This window comes from Arenibacter sp. S6351L (assembly GCF_023016025.1).
Taxonomy (GTDB): Bacteria; Bacteroidota; Bacteroidia; order Flavobacteriales; family Flavobacteriaceae; genus Arenibacter; species Arenibacter algicola_B.
On the sequence record NZ_JALKBB010000006.1, the window covers coordinates 151,289 to 173,792 of the forward strand.

At 38.9% G+C, this 22,504-nt stretch carries 19 protein-coding genes; 13 read left to right on the forward strand and 6 right to left on the reverse strand.

The window, feature by feature from the left end:
- Positions 1–20 precede the first annotated feature (20 nt).
- From MWU82_RS07135 to MWU82_RS07150, 4 genes are read right to left on the reverse strand one after another with little or no spacing between them, the layout of a single operon-like run.
- On the reverse strand, positions 21–746 hold the full coding sequence (locus MWU82_RS07135) for a head GIN domain-containing protein (RefSeq protein ID WP_215946517.1): 726 nt from the start codon (positions 744–746) through the stop codon (positions 21–23).
- Positions 747–762: 16 nt separating this feature from the next.
- Positions 763–1,854 (reverse strand): hypothetical protein, encoded by a 1,092-nt coding sequence (locus tag MWU82_RS07140; protein ID WP_215946518.1) that lies wholly within the window; start codon positions 1,852–1,854, stop codon positions 763–765.
- On the reverse strand, positions 1,835–2,395 hold the full coding sequence (locus MWU82_RS07145; protein WP_215946519.1) for a hypothetical protein: 561 nt from the start codon (positions 2,393–2,395) through the stop codon (positions 1,835–1,837). Before MWU82_RS07145 ends, MWU82_RS07140 begins: the two co-directional genes overlap by 20 nt.
- Positions 2,385–2,948 (reverse strand): RNA polymerase sigma factor, encoded by a 564-nt coding sequence (locus MWU82_RS07150; protein WP_215946520.1) that lies wholly within the window; start codon positions 2,946–2,948, stop codon positions 2,385–2,387. The genes MWU82_RS07145 and MWU82_RS07150 overlap by 11 nt, the downstream gene beginning before the upstream one ends.
- A gap of 218 nt (positions 2,949–3,166) precedes the next feature.
- On the opposite strand from MWU82_RS07150, the gene lon reads away from it, so the two are divergent.
- Positions 3,167–5,617, forward strand: a complete 2,451-nt coding sequence (gene lon / locus MWU82_RS07155) for an endopeptidase La (RefSeq protein ID WP_247095836.1) — start codon at positions 3,167–3,169, stop codon at positions 5,615–5,617.
- A gap of 145 nt (positions 5,618–5,762) precedes the next feature.
- Positions 5,763–6,455 (forward strand): (d)CMP kinase, encoded by a 693-nt coding sequence (cmk, locus tag MWU82_RS07160; RefSeq protein ID WP_215946521.1) that lies wholly within the window; start codon positions 5,763–5,765, stop codon positions 6,453–6,455.
- Positions 6,456–6,547: 92 nt separating this feature from the next.
- On the opposite strand, the gene MWU82_RS07165 is transcribed toward cmk, so the two are convergent.
- The gene (locus MWU82_RS07165; protein WP_110357789.1) at positions 6,548–6,925 is read right to left on the reverse strand and encodes a LysM peptidoglycan-binding domain-containing protein; all 378 of its coding nucleotides are present in this window, start codon (positions 6,923–6,925) and stop codon (positions 6,548–6,550) included.
- Between the two features lie 263 nt (positions 6,926–7,188).
- Between MWU82_RS07165 and rpsA the strand changes: the two genes are divergently transcribed.
- The 9 genes from rpsA (at position 7,189) to MWU82_RS07210 (ending at position 16,703) form a co-directional block, all read left to right on the forward strand.
- On the forward strand, positions 7,189–9,030 hold the full coding sequence (gene rpsA, locus MWU82_RS07170) for a 30S ribosomal protein S1 (RefSeq protein ID WP_215946522.1): 1,842 nt from the start codon (positions 7,189–7,191) through the stop codon (positions 9,028–9,030).
- 285 nt (positions 9,031–9,315) lie between these two features.
- Positions 9,316–9,855 (forward strand): bifunctional pyr operon transcriptional regulator/uracil phosphoribosyltransferase PyrR, encoded by a 540-nt coding sequence (gene pyrR, locus MWU82_RS07175; RefSeq protein ID WP_247095838.1) that lies wholly within the window; start codon positions 9,316–9,318, stop codon positions 9,853–9,855.
- A 2-nt stretch (positions 9,856–9,857) separates the two neighbouring features.
- Positions 9,858–10,784, forward strand: a complete 927-nt coding sequence (locus tag MWU82_RS07180) for an aspartate carbamoyltransferase catalytic subunit (protein ID WP_215946523.1) — start codon at positions 9,858–9,860, stop codon at positions 10,782–10,784.
- Between the two features lie 7 nt (positions 10,785–10,791).
- Positions 10,792–11,124 carry a ribonuclease Z gene (locus tag MWU82_RS07185; RefSeq protein ID WP_215946524.1) on the forward strand — a complete coding sequence of 111 codons (333 nt, stop codon included), beginning with the start codon at positions 10,792–10,794 and terminating at the stop codon, positions 11,122–11,124.
- Between the two features lie 145 nt (positions 11,125–11,269).
- Positions 11,270–12,175 (forward strand): ribonuclease Z, encoded by a 906-nt coding sequence (locus MWU82_RS07190; RefSeq protein WP_247095840.1) that lies wholly within the window; start codon positions 11,270–11,272, stop codon positions 12,173–12,175.
- Positions 12,176–12,453: 278 nt separating this feature from the next.
- Positions 12,454–13,101 carry a pyridoxamine 5'-phosphate oxidase gene (gene pdxH / locus MWU82_RS07195; protein ID WP_215946526.1) on the forward strand — a complete coding sequence of 216 codons (648 nt, stop codon included), beginning with the start codon at positions 12,454–12,456 and terminating at the stop codon, positions 13,099–13,101.
- Positions 13,102–13,237: 136 nt separating this feature from the next.
- A complete protein-coding gene (locus tag MWU82_RS07200) occupies positions 13,238–13,726 on the forward strand; it encodes a histidine phosphatase family protein (protein WP_247095841.1) in 489 nt (162 codons plus the stop codon).
- Positions 13,723–15,801 (forward strand): polyphosphate kinase 1, encoded by a 2,079-nt coding sequence (gene ppk1 / locus MWU82_RS07205; RefSeq protein WP_215946528.1) that lies wholly within the window; start codon positions 13,723–13,725, stop codon positions 15,799–15,801. The genes MWU82_RS07200 and ppk1 overlap by 4 nt, the downstream gene beginning before the upstream one ends.
- Before the next feature lie 14 nt (positions 15,802–15,815).
- Positions 15,816–16,703 (forward strand): exopolyphosphatase, encoded by an 888-nt coding sequence (locus MWU82_RS07210; protein ID WP_215946529.1) that lies wholly within the window; start codon positions 15,816–15,818, stop codon positions 16,701–16,703.
- Positions 16,704–16,755: 52 nt separating this feature from the next.
- On the opposite strand, the gene MWU82_RS07215 is transcribed toward MWU82_RS07210, so the two are convergent.
- A complete protein-coding gene (locus MWU82_RS07215) occupies positions 16,756–17,337 on the reverse strand; it encodes a tRNA-(ms[2]io[6]A)-hydroxylase (RefSeq protein WP_215946530.1) in 582 nt (193 codons plus the stop codon).
- A gap of 177 nt (positions 17,338–17,514) precedes the next feature.
- Here MWU82_RS07215 and MWU82_RS07220 point away from each other — a divergent pair, with 177 nt between their 5' ends.
- Entirely contained in the window at positions 17,515–18,372 is an 858-nt protein-coding gene (locus MWU82_RS07220) for an EboA domain-containing protein (RefSeq protein ID WP_247095843.1), read from the forward strand.
- A 680-nt stretch (positions 18,373–19,052) separates the two neighbouring features.
- Positions 19,053–22,403 (forward strand): ThuA domain-containing protein, encoded by a 3,351-nt coding sequence (locus tag MWU82_RS07225; RefSeq protein WP_247095844.1) that lies wholly within the window; start codon positions 19,053–19,055, stop codon positions 22,401–22,403.
- The last annotated feature ends 101 nt before the right edge of the window (positions 22,404–22,504 follow it).

Consider the following 22,504-nt stretch of genomic DNA (forward strand, 5'->3'; position numbering starts at 1 on the left):
TCTTAAGGTAGTATTTTCATTTATTGCATGGTTATGTCTCCAGATCCTGAAACCTTAGTATTAATTTTTTCAGGATTGCCCCGATAATCTATATCGCCCGAACCAGATACTTTTGCGTTTATTTCCTTATTAGCGGTTACCTTTACATTTGCCGAACCCGAAACAGTGGCATCCACATGGTCGGCACTTAGGTCATAGGCATTGATATTCCCAGATCCTGAGATAGATACATCTAAATCGGTTGTTTTTCCACTTAATACCATATCCCCGGAACCGGACATACTTGCTTTCAAGGATTTTACCTCGAGTGCTAGGGAAATGTCTCCTGAGCCCGATATTGTGGTTTCAAAAAAATCGGCTTTTAAGGTCTTTTTACTAACAATATCCCCAGAGCCAGATAAACTCAAGGCACTTATGCTTTCTACAGGAATGGTTATGGAAACCCCTTTTCTCCAAGAAGACGGATTTAGGTTATATCCGTTTTTGACTTTAATGGTTAATTTATTCCCATTAACTTCGGTTGTAATATGGTCCAATATATTTTGTTCTCCCACTAACGTGAGCAAACCTTCCTTGCCTTCTACCAAATCAATATCGAAGAATCCTGAAATTGCAATTTGATCGTAGTGCTTTGTGGTTCTCTCGATGGTAACCTGATTACCGTTTCCTCTTATTTTATTGTTTCTTTGGGCGCTAATGCTACCAAGGATAAATAGACTGAGTAGGGTGGTTGTTATGTGTTTCATCTTTATCTGTTTAAAGTTATTTTTTATTAAATGAAATCCCGCCGTATTCACTTGTAATAGTCATTAGATTGCCACTGTTTTGACTTCCGTAATAGCCTTTAAAGTATTTTTGGTGGGATTTTTCGTTGCTAATGTTTATTTCGAATTCATCCTTTCCACTTACCCCTGCATATTTTGTGTCGATTTCAAAATCGAAATGATAAGCTGGGGAGTACCCTATTTTTATGCCGGTGTAATCCGTGTTTATCCGAAGGTTTTTGGCATCGGCTGCCATCTCATCAATTTTCACTGACCCGTAGCTCGATTTTATATCCACGTTGCCATGTATTGTTCCCAGGCTTACATTTATATAATCACCATTGCCCTGAATATTTCTGGCTTGCCCGATTTCCAATTTGCCATAATCGCAAACATAAGACAGGTCTTCCATTGTTTGGACCGTGGCGTTGGTGTAGTCGGCAACAATATCCAGATTCCCTGCCTTTTCAATGGTAAAGCCGGAATAATCGGCATTGATTTTGCCGCTATTTATATAACCAATGGTAGATTTGGAGGTATAATCGAAGGATAATTGGTTGCTTCTCCCGTGTAGTTCCCCAATTTCCAATCGTCCATAGTCGCAATTAATTTTGGCGTGGCCGTCTATTCTGTCCAAAATAATACTACCATAGTCGTTGCTAAGATTAACACTGTTCTTTATGGGGATTTTAACCGTATAGTTTACTTGCATATTTACATTATTGCTGCTGCCCCAATTCCATCCCCAACTATTTTTATCCTTGTTAAAGATGGTAGTGGCAGAAACCATAGTGCTGTTGCCCTCAAAATCCACGGTAATTTCATCCAGCTTACGCTGTACCTTATCTTCGTTGTCCCCAGTGGTCTTAATATGGACCTCTATGGTTATCCTATCCTGGTTCCAAGAGCTTATATTTAAATTTCCATAGCTATTATCGATTTTCAATAAGGCTTCCAGATTTACTTTGTACTCTTTTTTAATGGTTTTTTCCTTGGTGTATTTACCTCTAGGCATATCATTGTTGGAAAAAGAACTGATGGGAACAAGCCATAACAAGGCGAGTATATATCTAAGCCGTAATATTTTCATTTTTGTAGTTTTTAAAATTTTTAATTTCTTCAATTTGCTCCAACACTTCATTCAATAGATCTATTCTGGTCTGAAAATTGGTGATCATGGCACTTAATATCAGTTTGCTATTGCCGCCATCCAATAGATCCTGCTCCATTTTTTTGTAATCCCTATCCAAGTTCTTAAGTTGGATCATGGTATCGGCAATCAATTTTTGAGTCTCGGGTGTACTTTCATTTTGCATTTTTTTTACCTGATCCTCTATTACACTGGCAAAGTAGTATTCGGTGTTGGTGATTTCCGGGGAAATTTTGGAAACCTGCTGTTGCACGCTTGGGGATGTATATAGGAAATTGAATCCTAGGGAGCATAATATTAGCACAGCAGCGGCTATGGATAGAGGTTTCCATCCGAAACGTTTCCTTTTGGTTTTTACTACCGCTGTAGACGAGGCTTCTAATTTTGTGAAGAACCTTTGTCTGTGGCCATCTACCGGTTCTGCTGTATCAAAGGAGCCTTTTAATTCCCCAAACAGTTTTTCTATAGGATCAACTTCCATGGTATTCGATATTTAATTTTTGCCTCAGGCTTTCTTTTGCCCTTGAAATCATTGTTCTGCAATTGGCATAACTCAAATTCATTATTTCGCATATTTCTTCGTAATCATATCCTTCAATTAAATGTAAGGTCAAAGAAATTCTGTAATTGTCTTTTAACAGCTTCATGGTTTCAATCACTTTTTGAGCCTTTAGTTCAATCATTCCATTATCTGGGACATATCCATCATTATCTTCGACCTTGTACATTACATTTCCAAGATCGACTTCCTGGCGTTTTAACCTTTTTTTATATTGATGAATACTGTTGTTGACCACGATTCGCTTTAGCCAGGCCCCAAAGGAAACTTCTCCCTTAAATTGGTCCAGTTTGGTCAATGCGCTTAATAGCGATTCCTGCATTACATCTTCTGCAATAGCGCTGTCTTTTACAATCCTATAGGAAACATTGTACATTCCCTTGTAATAGCGATTGTAAATTTCTAGTTGCGCGTTCCGGTTGCCGTTTAAGCACAATGGTAACAACTCATCAATATGTCTCTTTTCTAGGCTCAAAAAGGTATTGGTTTGCTTAATAGATGAGGTAATTTATGGAATGTTACAGTTTATTTATAAAAAGATTTTCCTTGTTGGCATAAGAATTGCCCAAATAGAAATAAAAGGAAATGCTAGAATCCTCAACCTCCTGATTATTATAGGGAAAGAAGGTATACACAGGATTAAATATAAATTATTTTTCTGTCTAACAATGACAGAATGACCGAAAATAGAATATGGCTAAAACAAAAAACATACAATTTGACACTATGTCATTGCAGGGGATTGATGAGGATGCGGAGTTAATACCCTTGATGACACCTGAAGATGAGGAGGAAATTAACAATGAAAAGTTGCCCGAAACCTTGCCTATATTGCCGTTGCGTAATACTGTATTGTTTCCCGGTGTGGTAATTCCTATTACAGCAGGAAGGGATAAGTCCATTAAATTGATAAAGGATGCCAATAACGGATCAAAGGTTATTGGTGTGGTGGCCCAAAAGGATGAGGAAACAGAAAATCCCGGTGTAAAGGATATCAATACTTTGGGGACTGTGGCGAGAATTTTAAGGGTGCTGCAAATGCCCGATGGGAACACTACGGTGATCATTCAGGGTAAAAAACGATTTGAAGTAGCCGAAGTGCTTACTGAAAAGCCTTACATCACCGCTACCGTGAGGGAAACAACCGAAGTTAGACCGGCACGAGACGACAAGGAGTTTAGGGCAATCATAGATACTATAAAAGAATTGTCATTGCAGATTATTAGGGACAATCCCAATATCCCCAGTGAGGCTTCTTTTGCTATAAAAAATATACAGAGCGATTCTTTTCTGATAAATTTTGTCTCCTCCAATCTCAACTTGAGCGTAAAGGACAAACAGGAATTATTGGAGATTGGCAGCTTACAGGATCGTGCATTGGCTACCCTTAAATATATGAACATTGAGCTTCAGAAGCTGGAACTGAAAAATGATATTCAGTCAAAGGTTCGAACTGATATGGATCAGCAACAACGGGAGTACTATCTTCATCAGCAAATGAAAACCATCCAAGAGGAATTGGGAGGACTTTCTTATGAAGAGGAAGTGGATGAGATGCGCAAAAAGGCCAAAAAGAAGAAGTGGAACAAAGCCGTTGCCGAACATTTTGAAAAGGAATTGGCAAAAATGCAAAGGATGAATCCGCAGGTAGCGGAGTATTCCATCCAACGTAATTATTTGGACCTCTTTCTGGACCTTCCCTGGAACGAATATTCCAAGGATAAGTTCGATTTAAAAAGGGCCCAAAAAATATTGGATAGGGACCATTATGGTCTGGAAGATGTAAAAAGAAGGATTATTGAATATTTGGCGGTGCTAAAATTGAGGAATGATATGAAATCGCCTATCCTATGCCTATTTGGACCTCCGGGAGTTGGTAAAACCTCCTTGGGTAAATCTGTGGCCGAGGCATTGGGAAGGGAATATGTACGAATTTCACTTGGTGGTCTCAGGGACGAGGCCGAGATTCGTGGGCACCGTAAAACCTATATAGGAGCCATGCCCGGTAGAATTATTCAAAGTTTAAAAAAGGCAGGTAAGTCTAATCCTGTTTTTATTTTGGACGAAATAGATAAACTGTCCAATAGCCATCAAGGTGATCCTTCCTCGGCTATGTTGGAGGTTTTGGATCCCGAACAAAACAATGAGTTTCATGATAACTTTTTGGAAATGGGCTACGACCTATCCAAAGTAATGTTCATTGCTACGGCCAATAGCTTAGCGGAAATACAGCCTGCCCTAAGGGATAGGATGGAAATTATACATGTAACCGGGTATACCATAGAGGAAAAGGTGGAAATTGCAAAAAGGCATCTATTGCCAAAGCAGTTAAAGGAGCATGGCTTAAGTGTAAATCATCTGAAAATTGGGAAGCCTCAATTGGAAAAGATTGTCGAGGGGTATACCAGGGAATCCGGGGTAAGGTCTTTGGAAAAACAAATAGCCAAAATGGTACGGCATGCCGCAAAATCTATTGCAATGGATGAGGAATACAACCAAAAGGTTTCCTTTGAAGATGTTGAAAAGGTTTTGGGACCTGCACGAATGGAAAGGGATAAATACGAGAATAATGATGTGGCGGGTGTGGTTACAGGATTGGCCTGGACCAGTGTTGGAGGTGATATTTTGTTCATTGAGTCCATTTTGTCCAGGGGAAAAGGGAATCTGACCATTACAGGTAACTTGGGTACGGTGATGAAGGAGTCTGCCACAATAGCTATGGAGTATATTAAATCCAATTCGGATAGGTATGGTATTGATCCAGAAGTATTCGATAAATACAATGTGCATATTCACGTTCCTGAAGGGGCTACGCCAAAAGACGGACCCAGTGCGGGAATTACCATGTTGACCTCTTTGGTGTCCTTGTTTACCCAGAAAAAAATAAAAAAGAGTCTGGCCATGACGGGAGAAATTACCCTAAGGGGCAAAGTACTTCCTGTTGGAGGGATAAAGGAGAAGATTTTGGCTGCAAAGCGGGCGAAAATTAAGGAAATCATACTTTGTGAGGATAACAGAAAGGATATTTTGGAAATTAAGGAGGATTATTTAAAGGGCCTTACTTTTCATTATGTGAACGACATGCAGGAGGTAATAGATATTGCCATTACAGATGAGTCCGTTAAAAATCCAAAGCAACTTTAAAGAGATTTTTATTATCAATAGATCAAAAGCACCTACTAATAAGTGGGTGCTTTTGTATTTTACGGGAAGCTTTCCCTTGTCAAAATGTTAATATTTACACTTGTCAATACGCTGCAATTGAGCAATTCTTACTATTTTTAGACCCATGGGAAAGATAACTATTGCAATTGATGGATATTCATCTACAGGAAAAAGTACTATCGCCAAACAGTTGGCGAAGGCATTGGATTATGTTTATGTAGATACCGGGGCCATGTACAGGGCGGTAACACTTTTTGCTATGCGCCAAGGCTTTATTGGGGGTGAAAAAGACGATCTGGAAGGATTGGTCAATGCTCTGCCCACTGTGGATCTTAAATTTGTCTACAATAAATCCCTTGGGTTTTCCGAGATGTATTTGAATGGGGAGAATGTAGAGAAGGAAATTCGGACCTTGCCGGTTTCCCAACAAGTGAGCAAGATTGCCACCATTGAGAAAGTTAGGTTGAAATTGGTGGGGATGCAACAGGAAATGGGTAAGAAGAAAGGAGTTGTTATGGATGGCAGGGATATAGGGACCGTGGTCTTTCCCAATGCCGAATTTAAGATTTTTATGACCGCTTCTCCAGAAACTAGGGCGTTTAGAAGATATAAGGAGCTTTTGGACAAGGGGGAGAAGGTCTCGTATAAAGAAGTGTTGAAGAACGTTCAGACCAGGGATTACATTGACTCCCATCGCGAATTTTCACCCTTGAGAAAAGCGGATGATGCCATAGAATTTGATAACAGTGATATGGGTTTAAAGGAACAATTGGAACGCATATATAATTTTGCTCTCCGTAAAATTGAAGGAAAATAGAAATTTCTTTTTATTGATCCCTTGAATATTAATTCGGGCGCAGTCAGGAAGTTTGTAACCCTGGCTGCGCCCGAATTTAATTTGTGCTTCCCCTAGTTCGGGATAACCAAAACTTGGTCTGGGTGAATAACATCCGGATTTTTTAGGATGTTAGTGTTTGCCTCAAAGATTTTCTTGTATTTCATAGGGTCGCCATAGTATTTTTTGGCAATCTTACTAAGGGACTCTCCACTTTTTACGGTGTGTCTGTGATAAACACTTTCGTCGGCTACGGTAATATTGGCTTTAATATCCGAAGGATTTTCTCCGCCCAATTCTTTTATTTTATCCCACAAAAGATTTTTCTCGTACTGGGTTGCGGCCTGCCCTTTTATTTTTAGAATACCTGCTTCCTCACTTACATCACCATCCTTTATTTTTAACTGCTCGCCAAGGTTTAAGACAGCTTGATATTTTGCTTTAACACTCATAATTATATTTTTTTAACGGTTAATATTTGTGGCCTCAAGATAGGGATTCTAAGTATAGTTTTCATCAATTTTCGGAAAATAGTAAAGTAATTGTCATTCATCTCATTTTAAGGTTTGTAAAACCATTTTTTAGTTGTATTTTTGCACTCCTTTTTTAGCAAAGCATCGAGAGGAAAAAGGAAAGAAAAGAAAATCAATATAACTTCTTCTGTGGTAATTGTTAGCTCTTGTAACCCCATGGAATACAAATTTATAATCAGCAAATGGCTGAAGAAAAAACAACAGTTGAGGTAGAAGAAACTACCGAAGCTACACAAGAAACAAAAGTAGAAACCCAAGCGCAAGATCCAAAAGAGTTTTTGGAGAATTTTGATTGGGACAAGTACGAGCAAGGAATAGAGCGCGTTGATGATTCCAAATTAAAGGAATTTGAAAGCTTGGTCGCTGAAAACTTTGTAGATACTGCAGACGAAGAAGTAGTACAGGGAACAGTAGTGTACCTTACAGAACGTGAGGCGATTATTGATATTAATGCCAAATCTGAAGGTGTTATTTCACTGAACGAATTCCGATACAATCCTGACCTAAAGGTTGGTGATAAGGTAGAGGTGTTGATCGATATCCGTGAGGATAAAAGTGGACAGTTGGTGCTTTCACACAGAAAGGCAAGAACTATTATGGCTTGGGATCGTGTAAATGCGGCCCATGACAAAGAGGAGATTGTTAGTGGTTTTGTAAAATGCAGAACCAAAGGTGGTATGATCGTGGATGTTTTTGGAATTGAGGCATTCTTACCAGGTTCACAAATAGATGTTAAGCCAATCCGTGATTACGATCAGTATGTAAACAAAACTATGGAATTCAAAGTGGTTAAGATAAACCACGAATTCAAAAACGTAGTTGTTTCGCATAAGGCGTTGATCGAGGCTGATATTGAAGAACAGAAAAAAGAGATCATTGGTCAATTGGAAAAAGGACAGGTTCTTGAAGGTGTTGTTAAAAACATTACTTCTTACGGTGTCTTTATTGATCTTGGTGGTGTTGATGGATTGGTACATATTACTGATCTTTCTTGGAGCAGAATCAACCATCCAAATGAAGTGGTGGAATTGGATCAGAAATTGAACGTTGTTATCCTTGACTTTGATGAGAACAAATCTAGAATCCAGTTAGGTCTTAAGCAATTGGAGAAACATCCTTGGGATGCACTTAGCGAAGACATTAAAATTGGAGACAAAGTTAAAGGTAAGGTAGTTGTTATAGCTGACTACGGTGCATTTATCGAAGTTGCAGAAGGTGTTGAAGGATTGATCCACGTTTCTGAAATGTCTTGGTCTACACATTTACGTTCCGCACAGGATTTCGTAAAAGTTGGTGACGAGGTAGAAGCTGTAGTATTGACCTTGGATAGGGAAGACCGTAAAATGTCTCTTGGAATTAAGCAATTAACTCCAGATCCATGGACTGATATCACTAGCAAATATCCTGTTGGATCTAAGCATAAAGGTATTGTTCGTAATTTCACCAATTTTGGTGTGTTTGTTGAATTGGAAGAAGGAATAGACGGGTTGATCTACATCTCAGATCTTTCTTGGACCAAGAAAATTAAGCATCCATCAGAGTTTGTAACCGTAGGTGATACTTTAGAAGTTGAAGTATTGGAATTGGATGTTGAAGGTCGTAAACTAAGTTTGGGACACAAACAGACAACAGAAAATCCTTGGGATAAGTACGAAACTGAATTTGCTTTAGATACAGTTCACAAAGGAACTATCGCTGAAATAGTGGATAAAGGAGCAACTATCGATTTTAACGAGGATATCGTTGCCTTTGTACCATCACGTCATTTAGAAAAAGAAGATGGCAAGAAATTGGTAAAAGGTGAAGAGGCCGAGTTCAAAATCATTGAGTTCAACAAAGAATTCAAAAGGGTTGTAGCTAGTCATACCGCTATCTTTAGAGAAGAGGAACAACGTAATGTAAAAGCTGCCGTTAAAAAAGCTGCAGCCTCTGCTGATGAAGCTAAGCCTACCATAGGTGATGCCAATGAAGCATTGCAAGCGTTGAAAGATAAAATGGAAGCTAACGACAAGAAAAAGAAGTAAGCTTTTAGATTATTTATATAAAGGGGCCCTGGCATATGTCAGGGCTTTTTTATTGGTAAAATATTTGGGATTCAGATGTCTTTTAGGCTAGTAATTAAAGGTGTGTTGAATTCCCGGGTTAAGATTGCTTCGGACGTTGAAAAAGTGCAACCCTTGGGTTCTCAGGGCATTGCGTGGGGGTTCAAAATACTAATTTCTGTTCTCTAGCGGTCTTTTGTCTTTATGGCGACAATATTAAATAGAAATCCCTACTTTTGTATTTCAAAAGCACTGGCCAAATCATCTATGAGTCAAAAAGTATTACTTTCTTCCAAAGAAATAAATATTATCCTGCATCGCCTGGCTTGTCAATTATTAGAAAACCATCTCGATTTTAAAAATACCGTTCTTATAGGGATACAACCTAGGGGAATATTTCTGGCTACACGCCTTGCCAAGATCCTTAAAGAGGACTACGGGGTAAAGAATATAGATTTGGGATTCTTGGATATAACATTTTATCGCGATGATTTTAGGAGGGGTGACAAGACCTTGGAAGCCAACAAGACCAAAATCGATTTTCTTGTAGAGGATAAGAAAGTAGTTTTTGTGGATGATGTACTTTATACAGGCAGAAGCATAAGGGCAGCTTTAACGGCAATACAGTCTTTTGGAAGGCCGTTGGAAATTGAGTTGTTGACATTGATCGATCGGCGTTTTAGCAGGCATTTGCCCATTCAGCCCAATTATAGGGGGAGGCAAGTAGATGCCATAAATGGAGAAAAAGTTAAGGTAATGTGGGAGGAAAATGATGGGGAGGATGTAATATATTTAGTAAAGACATAGATATGGGCGAATTAAGTGTAAAACACTTGTTGGGAATCAAGTATCTGAAGGAATCGGATATTCAGCTCATTTTTGAAACGGCAGATCACTTTAAGGAAGTGATCAACCGATCTATCAAAAAAGTTCCTTCCCTACGAGATATTACCATAGCCAATATATTTTTTGAAAACAGTACCCGTACACGACTTTCCTTTGAGTTGGCGGAAAAGAGGTTGTCCGCAGATGTTGTTAATTTTTCTGCAGCACAATCTTCCGTGAAAAAAGGGGAGACCTTGATAGATACAGTAAATAATATTCTTTCCATGAAGGTAGATATGGTGGTAATGCGCCATCCCAACCCTGGAGCTGGAATATTCCTTTCCAAACATGTTAAGGCCTCTATAGTCAATGCTGGTGATGGTGCCCATGAGCATCCCACCCAGGCCTTGTTGGATTCCTATTCCATTAGAGAAAAATTAGGGGATGTAGCAGGTAAAAATGTGGTCATCGTAGGAGATATTCTTCATTCACGGGTGGCACTTTCCAATATCTTCGCCTTGCAATTACAGGGTGCCAATGTAAAGGTTTGTGGACCTAAAACATTGATTCCTAAACATATAGAATCCTTAGGTGTTACCGTGGAAACCAATTTGCGAAAAGCGTTGAACTGGTGCGATGTTGCCAATATGCTACGTATTCAGAATGAAAGACTGGATATTAGTTATTTCCCTACAACAAGGGAGTACACCCAGCAGTTTGGGGTTAATAAGGCTTTGTTGAATAGCTTGGATAAGGAAATTGTAATTATGCACCCGGGTCCCATTAACCGTGGAGTGGAAATAACCAGTGATGTGGCGGATTCCAAACAATCCATTATATTGAACCAGGTAGAAAATGGGGTCGCCATACGTATGGCAGTGATTTATTTGTTGGCGTCAAAAATTAAATAATAGGCCTATGATTTTGGATAAAGAAGGGAATGTAACTACGGTTCTTCAAGAAAATATCTCATTAAACAAGTTTCTATCCAATTTTAGGGACATGTATCCTAAGATTAAGAACGATCATATTATTGTGAATCTTTTTTCCTTTTCAAAACTGACTTCCAACGACGTTTTGGAATTTTTGGAGCTCTCCGATGCTCATCGGAAAACTAAAAAATCCTTCGTTTTGGTTACCGGAAAAGTATCCTATGATGAGGTCCCAGATCGCATCTGTGTGGTGCCTACCATTCAGGAGGCTAAGGATATTATAGAAATGGAGGAGATCGAAAGGGACTTGGACCTTTAAGAATTTATAATTTATAAGTGATAGTGGGAGTAAGATTTTTATTGAAGTAAATGCCAAAGTTATTAGGTTATTGCTGTCGATTAGGTGTCTTTTAAATATAACCAGGGAATAATCTTCCATTTTCCACTTTCAATATTTCATTTTTATGAAACTAACTGTATTGGGTTGTTATGCTGCAACACCAAGATCTTTGAACAATCCTACGTCACAAGTACTTGAGATTAAGAATCAATTGTTTTTAATAGACTGTGGAGAAGGAACACAGGTACAATTGCGTAAGAGCAAGATAAAGTTTTCCCGTATCAATCATATTTTAATATCGCATTTGCACGGAGACCATTTTTTTGGCTTGCCAGGGTTAATATCTACTTTTAGGTTATTGGGCAGGACCAATGAATTGCATGTATATGGCCCAAAAGGAATTAAGGAGGCGATTACCTTATTTCTTAAATTAGGGGATTCATGGACCAATTACCCCCTAATTTTTCACGAATTAACTTCAACAGAGCCCGAAAGGATTTATGAGGATGACAAGGTGTCCATAACCACAATTCCTTTAGAACACAGGATATATACCAATGGTTTTCTGATAAGGGAGCAGCTGGGCGAACGCAAATTAAATGTAAAAGCTGTAGCCAAATACAAAATAGACAAATGTTATTTTCAGAATATCAAGAACGGCAAAGACATTGTTTTGGATAATAATAGTGTTATCCCCAATGCCTTGTTGACTTTTGATCCTCCCGCTCCCAAAAGTTATGCTTTTTGTAGTGACACGGCATTTTCAGCCAAAATTATTCCTTGGATCCGGAATGTGGATGTGTTGTATCATGAGGCCACATTCTTGGAGACAGAAAAAAGATTGGCTCCGAAAACAAAACATGCCACCGCCAAAGAGGCCGCTACCATTGCCAAGGAAGCTAATGTAGGGATGTTGATATTGGGACATTTTTCAACTAGATATCAATCTCTGGACCTTTTTAAGGAAGAGGCCCAAACCATATTTCCAAATGTGGAGCTAGCGGACGATGGCAAGGAGTTTGAACTTTAGTCCAAATAAAACGCAATATTGTTACTAAGACTTGACTGTTTTTATTTTAAAGCTATTTGCTTTCCTTGTTAGTCCATACTCCTTAAAATTTATGCTTGAGTTATTGGGCATAAACATTGTTTTGGAGGGGCTATTGCCAAACTATAATTGTGTGTAATTATATCGGTCAATCCTTGGTTTCTAGAGTTTAAAAAAACTCCACTTACTTTTCGTGTTTCAGTTTGTTTTATGCAATTTTGTATAGTAACTTTTCACGATAATAATATCCAAGAGTACATATGCAAAAAGACCTAGGGAATTACAGGAAATCCTATGAAAAAAGCTCTCTTACAGAAGAGGTTATTTCGGATAACCCTATGGAGTTGTTTCAAAAATGGTTTTATGAGGTTGAGGCATCAGATGGGGTAGATGAACCCAATGCCATGACGGTCTCTACCATAGGTTTGGACGGGTTTCCAAAGAACAGGGTGGTATTGTTGAAAAAGTACACCTTTGAAGGTTTTATTTTTTATACCAATTATGAAAGTGAAAAGGGTAGGGCCATAACCCAAAACCCCAATGTTTGCATTTCCTTTTTTTGGCCCAATATGGAAAGGCAGGTCATAATTAAGGGAAGAGCGGAGAAAATTGCTGAAAATTTATCTGATGGCTATTTTGAATCGCGACCCGATGGTAGCAAGCTAGGTGCAATAGTCTCCAACCAGAGCGAGGTGGTTCCGAGTAGGGATTATTTGGAGAAGAAATTAAAGGATTTGGAGAAGGAATATGAAAATAAGGAGATAGAGCGTCCCAAATATTGGGGCGGATTTATTGTAAAGCCTGTGTCCATTGAATTCTGGCAAGGACGGCCCAATAGATTGCACGATAGGATACGTTATAGTCTTCAGGCCAATTTCGATTGGAAAATTGAAAGGTTGGCCCCTTGACGCTTGGCCAACGCATTGGATTTGAATGGTAATGGGGATGTGCCAATTACTATGTGGTAAAAAAGGTAATGAACAATTTACACGCTCTCCATTTTTGATTTTTTTTTTTAGGAATGAATTAAAATGATTTAAACGTATGAAAACGGTAATATTGGTAAGGCACGGAAAATCGTCATGGGAATACAATGTTTCCGACAGGGACAGGCCCCTAATGGAAAGGGGTATAAAGGATGTAAATAAGGTGGCAAAGGAATTTTTGTCCAATATAATCCATATTGATGCGGCCTATTCCAGTCCCGCCAATAGGGCTTTGCATACCGCTATGATTTTTTTAAGAACTATAAACTTTCCATATACAAAATTTGAACTGTCCAATGAACTTTATGATTTTTCAGGGGAGGACGTATACCGATTTGTTAAGGGATTGAACAATGGCTTGGATACGGTAATTATTTTTGGACACAACGAAGCTTTTACGCATATTGCCAATTCTCTGGGAAACATGTATATTGACAATGTTCCCACCAGTGGGCTGGTACAATTAAAATTTGACATAAACGATTGGAGTGCCGTGACAAAAGGAATTACGGTACAGACACTTTTTCCAAAACAATTAAAAGAATGATCAAGAGTAAAAATCAATATATAAACAGAGAAATTAGTTGGTTAAGTTTTAATGAGAGGGTTTTACAGGAAAGTGCGGACAAGAATGTTCCTTTAATAGAGCGCCTTCGATTTTTAGGGATATTTTCCAATAATTTGGATGAATTTTTTAAGGTAAGGTATGCAACCGTTAAAAGAATTGTAGAAGCAGGCAGATCTGGTAAAAGTGTCTTGGGCGGGGAAACGGCAAAAGATCTACTCGAGGAAATTACCGAAATCGTAATTAAGCAGCAAACCAAAAGTTTAAAGATCTTAAGTGATATTGAAAAGGAACTGGAAACCCAGAATATTTTTTTGATCAATGAAAAAAAAATAACGGAGTCCCAATGTTCCTTTATTAAAAATTATTTCATCGAAAAGGTCAGTCCAGTTTTGATGACCATTATTTTAAACGATTTGGCCGGCTTCCCTATGCTGAAGGATACTGCGGCCTATCTTGCGGTAAAATTAATATTAAAGAAAGAGCCCGGCAGCAAATCCAATGTCAAAGAAAAGCGGTATGCACTTATTGAAATTCCTAAGGGTATAGATCGTTTTGTGGTGTTGCCCAAGGAGGGCGACAAAAACTATATCATCATTCTTGATGATCTTATCAGGTATTGTCTGGGGAGTATTTTTAATATGTTCGACTATGAATCCATATCTGCACATATGATCAAAATTACCCGTGATGCCGAGTTGGATATGGATAACGACCTGAGCAAGAGCTTTATTGAAAAAATATCGTCCAGTGTGGAGCATAGGAAAATAAGTGATCCTGTGCGTTTTGTTTACGATAAGAGCATTGGTAAGGATACCCTCGATTTCTTAAAGGAAAAAATGGACATTGAGGATACGGATAGTGTAATTCCAGGAGGAAGATATCACAATAGACGTGACTATATGGGCTTTCCAAGTTTGGGAAGAAATGATTTAATGTACGATAAGATATCTCCATTGCCCGTTAAGGGAATTTCAATGGAAGGAAGCCTTTTTGAGCGGATATCGGAAAAGGATTTCCTGCAGTATACCCCATACCAGACCTTTTCCTATATCATTAAATTTTTAAGGGAAGCAGCCTTGGATCCCAAGGTGAGAAATATCAAGATTACGGTATATAGATTGGCCGATAACTCCCAAGTGGCGGCTTCCTTGATAAACGCCGTAAAAAATGGAAAACACGTTACAGTGCAGATAGAATTGCAGGCCAGGTTCGACGAACAGGCCAATATTGAATATGCGGAACAGTTACAGGCAGAGGGGGTAAAGCTTATATTCGGTGTTCGCGGCTTAAAAGTGCACAGTAAAATATGTCTTGTAGAGAGGGAAGAGGGTACCCAAATTAAACGCTACGGGTTTGTTAGTACTGGAAACTTTAATGAATCAACGGCCCGTATCTATACGGATTATACCTTATTCACGGCACATGACGGTATATTGAAAGAATTGAACAAAGTTTTCGATTTCTTTGAGACTACCTATAAGATCAATAAATACAAACATCTTATAGTTTCTCCCCACTACACCAAAAATGTGTTCAAGAAGTTGATCGATAAGGAAATTCAAAATGCAAAGGCAGGCAAAGAGGCTTATATAAAGATAAAAATGAACAGCTTTACGTCATATAAAATGGTAGATAAGCTGTATGAAGCCAGTAGGGCGGGTGTAAAAATTCAGCTTATTATCAGGGGTATTTGCTGCTTGGTGCCAGGTGTTAAGGGCATGAGCGAAAACATAGAGGCCATTAGTATTGTGGATAAATTTTTGGAGCATCCTAGAATCTTCATTTTTGGAAATGATGGTAATTCAAAAGTATATATCTCCTCTGCCGATTGGATGACGAGAAATTTGGATTATCGTGTAGAAGTCGGAGTGCCGATATATGATGGTGACGTAAAGCAGGAACTTCTGGATACCTTTGATATTTCTTGGAGGGATAACGTAAAGGCAAGGATGTTTTCTGAAAGACACGATAATGCATATAGAAAGAACAATAACCCCAAAGTGCGTTCACAATTCGCTACCTATGATTATTACCTCAATAAATTGAATTCCTAAAAAAAACAGCTACTTTGAAAGTACGGAAATATGCCGCTATAGATATTGGCTCCAATGCTATACGCTTACTTACCCATAACGTAATTGAAGAAGAAGGGAAAGATACCCTCTTTAGAAAAAGTGCCCTGGTACGATTGCCTATCAGGCTTGGGGAGGATGTGTTTAAAAATGGGACTATTTCCAAACGCAATGAAGAACGCTTGTTGAATGCTATGAAGGCGTTTCAACTTTTAATGGAAGTACATGGGGTGGAAAAATATATGGCCTGTGCTACTTCGGCCATGAGGGAAGCTGATAATGGGCAGCTGGTTATTGATAATATCTTAGAGGCTTCAGGCGTACAGATTCAACTTATAGACGGGGAAAGGGAGGCTTCAATTATAGCCTCTACAGACCTTAAGAATTTGATAAGGAAAGATGAGACTTATCTTTATATAGATGTGGGCGGAGGGAGTACGGAGTTCACTGTATTTTCTGAAGGGAAAATAAAAATTTCGGAATCCTTTAAGATTGGAACCGTTCGGCTCCTGAACGGTATGGTAAATGATTCTATGTGGAACGATCTGGAACTCTGGCTAAAGAAACACGTTAAGGGGCTGCCCAATTTATCGATCATTGGTTCTGGGGGAAACATTAATAAACTACACAAAATGTCCGGTCGAAAGGAAGGAGAGTCCCTGTCTTATATTTGGCTAAGGGCGCAATATCATTTTCTGGCCAGCTTAACTTTTGAGGAAAGGGTTTCGGAATTGGGACTAAATCCTGATAGGGCAGATGTAATTATTCCTGCAACACAAATTTTTGTCTCTTCTGCCAAGTGGATCGGAGCCAAAAAAATTCATGTACCCAAAATAGGGTTGTCAGACGGAATTATTAAAACACTGTACTATACCAAAGACTAAGGGATTCTGGTACAGAAGTTGGATTTATTGGACCTTTTTGCCGAAAGGCAATTTAGCCGTGTACGGTTTCAGTATTGCCCAGATCCTTCATGATCGATGCTTCATAAGTTAGTAGAGCGTCCCATTTCTTGTCCACCTCCTTGCGATCTCCATACGTGCGGGCGAAGTTTAAAAACATGGTGTAATGACCTGCTTCACTGATCATTAGTTTATGGTAAAAATCTGCCAGCTCTTTATCTTGTAATTGCTCGGATAGCAATCTAAAGCGTTCACAGCTCCGGGCCTCAATTAATGCAGCATATAACAATCGGTGCACCAACTGGGTGGTTCTGCTGCCTCCCTTCGGGAAAAACTTTAATAATGCTATGACGTAGTCGTCCTTTCTGTCTCTTCCCAATGTTTTTCCACGGGCTAATATGCGGTCATGTACCATTTTAAAATGTCCCATTTCCTCCCTGGACAAGGCTATCATTTCTTGGGTAAGTTCCGTGTATTCGGGAAAGCTCACGATCAATGAAATAGCCGTGCTTGCCGCCTTTTGCTCGCAATAGGCATGGTCCGTTAATATTTCATCAATATTTTTCTCAACAATGTTGACCCATCTTGGGTCTGTGGGTAACTTTAAACCTAACATAGCACAATTTTCTATTTCAAAAATAGAAAGAATACCATAAACCGCGGTAATTAATGCTGATATAGTTTTATATTTAAGCCTTCTTTGTAGGCCTTGTGCAATAATTTGAATTACACATAGGCTTACTATATGTTTTATTAAAATTTATGGTTTAACACTGAACAAATATATTGTAATATGTTATTTAAAAATATCGGTACCCAGCTTCTGAAAATTTTAGAGGATAATGTGGACAATGAAAATAAGCAATGGCTGTTTTCAAAAATTGAAGGCATTGTGGAATCAGAGTCCACAAAGGATTTATATCTGACCTATAGCTTGGTACCCACAAAAATTAGATCGGAAAAAGATTTGTCGCTCTTATTGGATGATAAGGAGTTAAAGGGTTACCTTGAAATACAACATGCAAACCTTCAGCAGATAGGTAGAATCTATTTGCTTTATAGGGTGTTGGAGGCCAAGGAGGATTTTTTTAAGGCCAAGGTGGCCAATATTATTGAAGTGGCGGATAAGAGTGAACTTGAGACCTTCCTTAAATTTTTGGTGTTGTTGCCGCATCCAGAAAACTATAAAGTACAGGCCGTGGAGGCACTTAGGACCAATATTTCTACTGTTTTTGATGCTATAGCGTTGAACAATCCTTATCCTGCTCTTTATTTTAATGAACAGCAATGGAACCAAATGTACCTTAAGGCTGCATTTATGCAGCAAAATCTCAATGAAATAGTGCAGGTAGAACAACGGGGAAACAAGGAGCTTACAAGAATTATTTCGGATTACGCCCATGAGCGTTGGGCGGCATCAAGGGAAATAGATCCCTGCTTTTGGAGGCCAGTGAGCAATTTTATGAACGAAAAACTCTTAAAGGACATGAAAAGATTATTTTCGAGCGAAAATATTGCCGAACGAAAAGCTGCCGCTCTTTGTTGTTACCACTCCAATTCCACTGAAGCGAAGGCATTGTTGACAGAATTTCCTGCGCTTGTAAAAGGAATCGAAAATGGTAGTATTACTTGGCAGAACCTTAAAGAATAGTGTTACATTTTAAAAATAAAAAGAGCGGCTCAACGGTAACATTGAGCCGCTTTTTTTATTGGATGTTGTTAAGTCTTTCTTCTTATATGAATTGATCTATCCGGCAATTTTAAGAGCTTCATCTTTGGGCACATGTGGCATAGGCGCCATTGGTGTTGCGTATGCTGGTTTCTTATGGCTAATCTCTTTTTTTAATAAACTGGAGCGTTTGGTAGATAGGTCCGATACTGGAACCGCAGCACCTCCTCTGGTATATTGTTTAAGATATAGTACAAGGTAGGATGTAAATTGGTGGGATGGATTTTTTGGCCTTTACTCCTGGCAGCATACTGGCATGAACTTAGTATGGCCTAATATCGGCAGAAACTAAGAACGTTTATGACAGAAGCACTCACTTTAATTCAGATATTTATAAGATGTGCATTTCCATTTTAAAAGGCCCAACTTGGAATAGGGTAATGATGGTCCATAGTCGTCTTTTTTTACTGGTTTATATAAAATTCTTTTCAAATGATTTAAATTGCTGCATTATTGTAAAGAATTCTACATTTTAGGCAAAAAAAGTATTTATAAATGTATAATTTGTTTTTGGTTGAGGTGTTTTTCAGATTTGAAGGTTACAATTGAATCTACATTTGCGACACCTTGATCAAAGAATAGTATTTAATTAATTGAATTTTATGGATAATATTTTAAAGTTGGTAATGGGACTTATCCTAGTTTGTATTCTAGGCTCCTGTACCTCCAAGGAAACCAAATTATTGGTGTTTAGTAAAACGGAAGGATTTAGGCATGGATCCATTGAGGCAGGAGCAGAGGCATTGAAAAAATTGGGTACAGAAAATGGATTCTTGGTCGACACAACCGAAGATGCGACCTATTTTACCGAAGAAATATTAAAGCAATATTCCGCAGTTGTATTTTTAAATACTACTGGCGATATATTAAATGAGGTGCAACAGGCAGATTTTGAAAGATATATTCAAGCTGGTGGGGGATTTATGGGAATCCATGCGGCTACGGATACGGAGTACGGTTGGCCTTGGTACAATAAATTAGTGGGCGCCTATTTTAAGGGGCATCCTAAAATTCAGGAGGCAAGGTTGAATATAGTGGATAAAAATCATCCAGCTACGAAATCTATGTCCGATACATGGATGAAGACGGACGAATGGTATAATTTTAGGGATATCAACCCAGCAATAAAGGTATTGATAGAAATTGACGAGACCAGTTATGAGGGAGGGGAAAATGGGGAACACCATCCCATATCCTGGTATCACGAATATGACGGGGGAAGATCTTTTTATACGGAAATGGGACATACCGATGCCACTTTTGAAGATACGGATTTTTTAAATCACATTTTGGGCGGTATTACCTATGCAGTCGGGGATGCGGTATTGGATTACAGCAAGGCAAAGACCGAAAGGATTCCTGAGGAAAACAGGTATGTTCGCAAGGTGCTCGATTTTAACCTGAACGAGCCAATGGAAATTGAAGAATTACCGGGTAGAGGGATATTGTTCGTTGAACGCCGGGGTGCCTTGAAGCTTTATGATTTTAAGGAGGAAAAAACGAAACAGCTGGCCCAATTGGATTTGTTTTATGGTAATGAGGATGGTTTGTTGGGTATAGCGGTTGATCCCGATTATAAAAAAAATAATTGGATTTACTTATTCTATTCCGCTCCAGGAGATAAAAGCGAACAACGGATTTCAAGATTTACTTTGGTGGGTGATTCCTTGGATTTTGCCTCTGAAAAAAATCTATTGACCATTCCAACAATGCGTAAATGCTGCCATAGTGGGGGGGCCTTGGAATTTGGTCCCGATGGTAATTTGTTTATTGGTCTGGGGGACAACACTAACCCTTTTGAGTCTTCCGGTTTTGCTCCGATAGACGAACGGGAAGGTAGGGCATTATGGGATGCGCAAAAATCGGCGGCCAATGCCAATGATCTTAGAGGAAAGATATTGAGAATTAAACCAGAGGACGACGGAACCTATTCCATTCCTGAAGGGAATCTTTTCCCAGTAGGTACTCCTAATACTAGACCGGAAATATATGTAATGGGGTCTCGTAACCCTTTTAGATTTTCTATAGATAGTGAAACAGGGTATCTATATTGGGGAGATGTTGGTCCAGATGCCGGTAAGGGCGATCCCAATCGGGGACCACATGGTATGGGTGAATTTGATCAGGCTAGAAAAGCTGGGAATTGGGGATGGCCCTATACCCGCGGCAATAATCAGGCATATAATGATTATGATTTTACCACCGAAACCCCAGGAAAAAAGTTCGATCCTACCAAATTGATCAACGATTCTCCCAATAATACGGGTATCAAAGAGCTTCCTCCCGCACAGGAATCAATGATATGGTTTTCCTATGGTGCTTCGGAAGAATTTCCATGGTTGGGCTCTGGAGGAGTTAACCCTATGGCGGGCCCAATTTATCATACTTCCAACTATCCCAATGCTACCAATAAATTTCCAGAGTATTTTGAGGATAAGGTTTTATTGTATGAGTGGATGAGGGATTGGATCTATGTGGTAACTTTAGATGAAGATCACAACTATGTAAAGGCAGACCCTTTTATGCCCAATAACGAGTTTTCCCATCCGATGGATATGCTTTTTGCTTCTGATGGCAACCTTTATGTCCTTGAATATGGCCAAAAATGGAATTCCCAAAACATGGATGCCCGTTTAAACAGAATTAGTTATGTTGACGGTAACCGCAAGCCGGTTTCCCGAATTACCTCGGATAAAATGGTTGGTGCCCAGCCATTTACCGTAAATTTTTCAGGGAGTACCTCCGAGGATTTTGATAAGGACAAATTGCAATACGAATGGTATTTTAATTCGGATGAGGTACAGGATACGGCTATGGAGCCTAGTTTTACCTTTAATGAACCCGGGAATTATACGGTTCGTTTAAAGGTAACCGATGAAGCAGGAAACACGGATACATCCACCCACAAAATATTGGTAGGCAATGATATTCCTGAAATAAAAATTGAATTGGATACCAAGAACAGAACGTATTGGGATGGACTTAAAGTGGCCTATAAGATTGTTGTGACCGATAAACAGGATGGTAGTACCCTTGAGGGTACCATTGATCCCAAGGATGTAAAAGTCACCTTTGATTATATTCCGGAAGGTGAGGATATGGTTAAGGCCACCATTGGGCATCAACAGAACACCATACCCGAAGGTAAATTAATTATGGAGGATACGGACTGTAAGGCCTGTCATGCCATTAATGTTAAGGTCAATGGGCCTTCATATGAGGAAATTGCAGCGAGATATTCGGCCAAGGACAAAAATTATTTGATAGATAAAATCATTAAAGGGGGCTCAGGAGTTTGGGGAGAAAGTATGATGTCCGCACACCCCCAACTTAAGGTCTCCGAAGTGGATAAAATAGTAGATTATATTCTTTCTTTGAATTCGGATATTGGGAAAGATGAAAATCTATTGCCTATACAAGGTGAAGTTGGTTTTAATGCCCATCAGGCGAAAAAGAGCCAAGGTAAGTACGTCTTAATGGCTTCGTACACTGATAGGGGAAGTAAGGAGCAGCCTGAATCTTCCCTTTCGGTTAGAGATCAAATTGTTTTTAAATTTCCGAAGTATGAAGGAGCCAATGCTGATGAAAAAAGTGGGGGATTGAGTAATTGGGAGGTGGAAGGAGACCAGGTAGTTGGATCCATTAAAAATGATTCCTATTTAAAATTCAACGACATTGGCTTGGAGGGTTTAAAAAATATAGAGTTGTTCATGTATTTTGGGGCCGACTATCCGTACGAGGGCAAAGTAGAAATTAGGGAAAATAGTCCTAACGGTAAATTGATCGGGGAAAGCTCCCTAAAATATTTTAACAAGGAGAAAGGGGCAAAGAAGAACTATCTTATCCCGGTAAAGCCTAGCAAGGATTTTGATGCCCTATGCCTGGTTTTTAAAGGTACAGGTGACAAGGAACAAATAATAGCCAATTTTAACGCTATGATATTGAAATATTAAAGCGGTTATTGCGCTAAATATAAATTGAATTCTTTAGTGTTAAGCTAAAGTTGGTAGTTTGGTTTTCTGTTAAAACACTTTTAAAATGGGCTTGTTATATT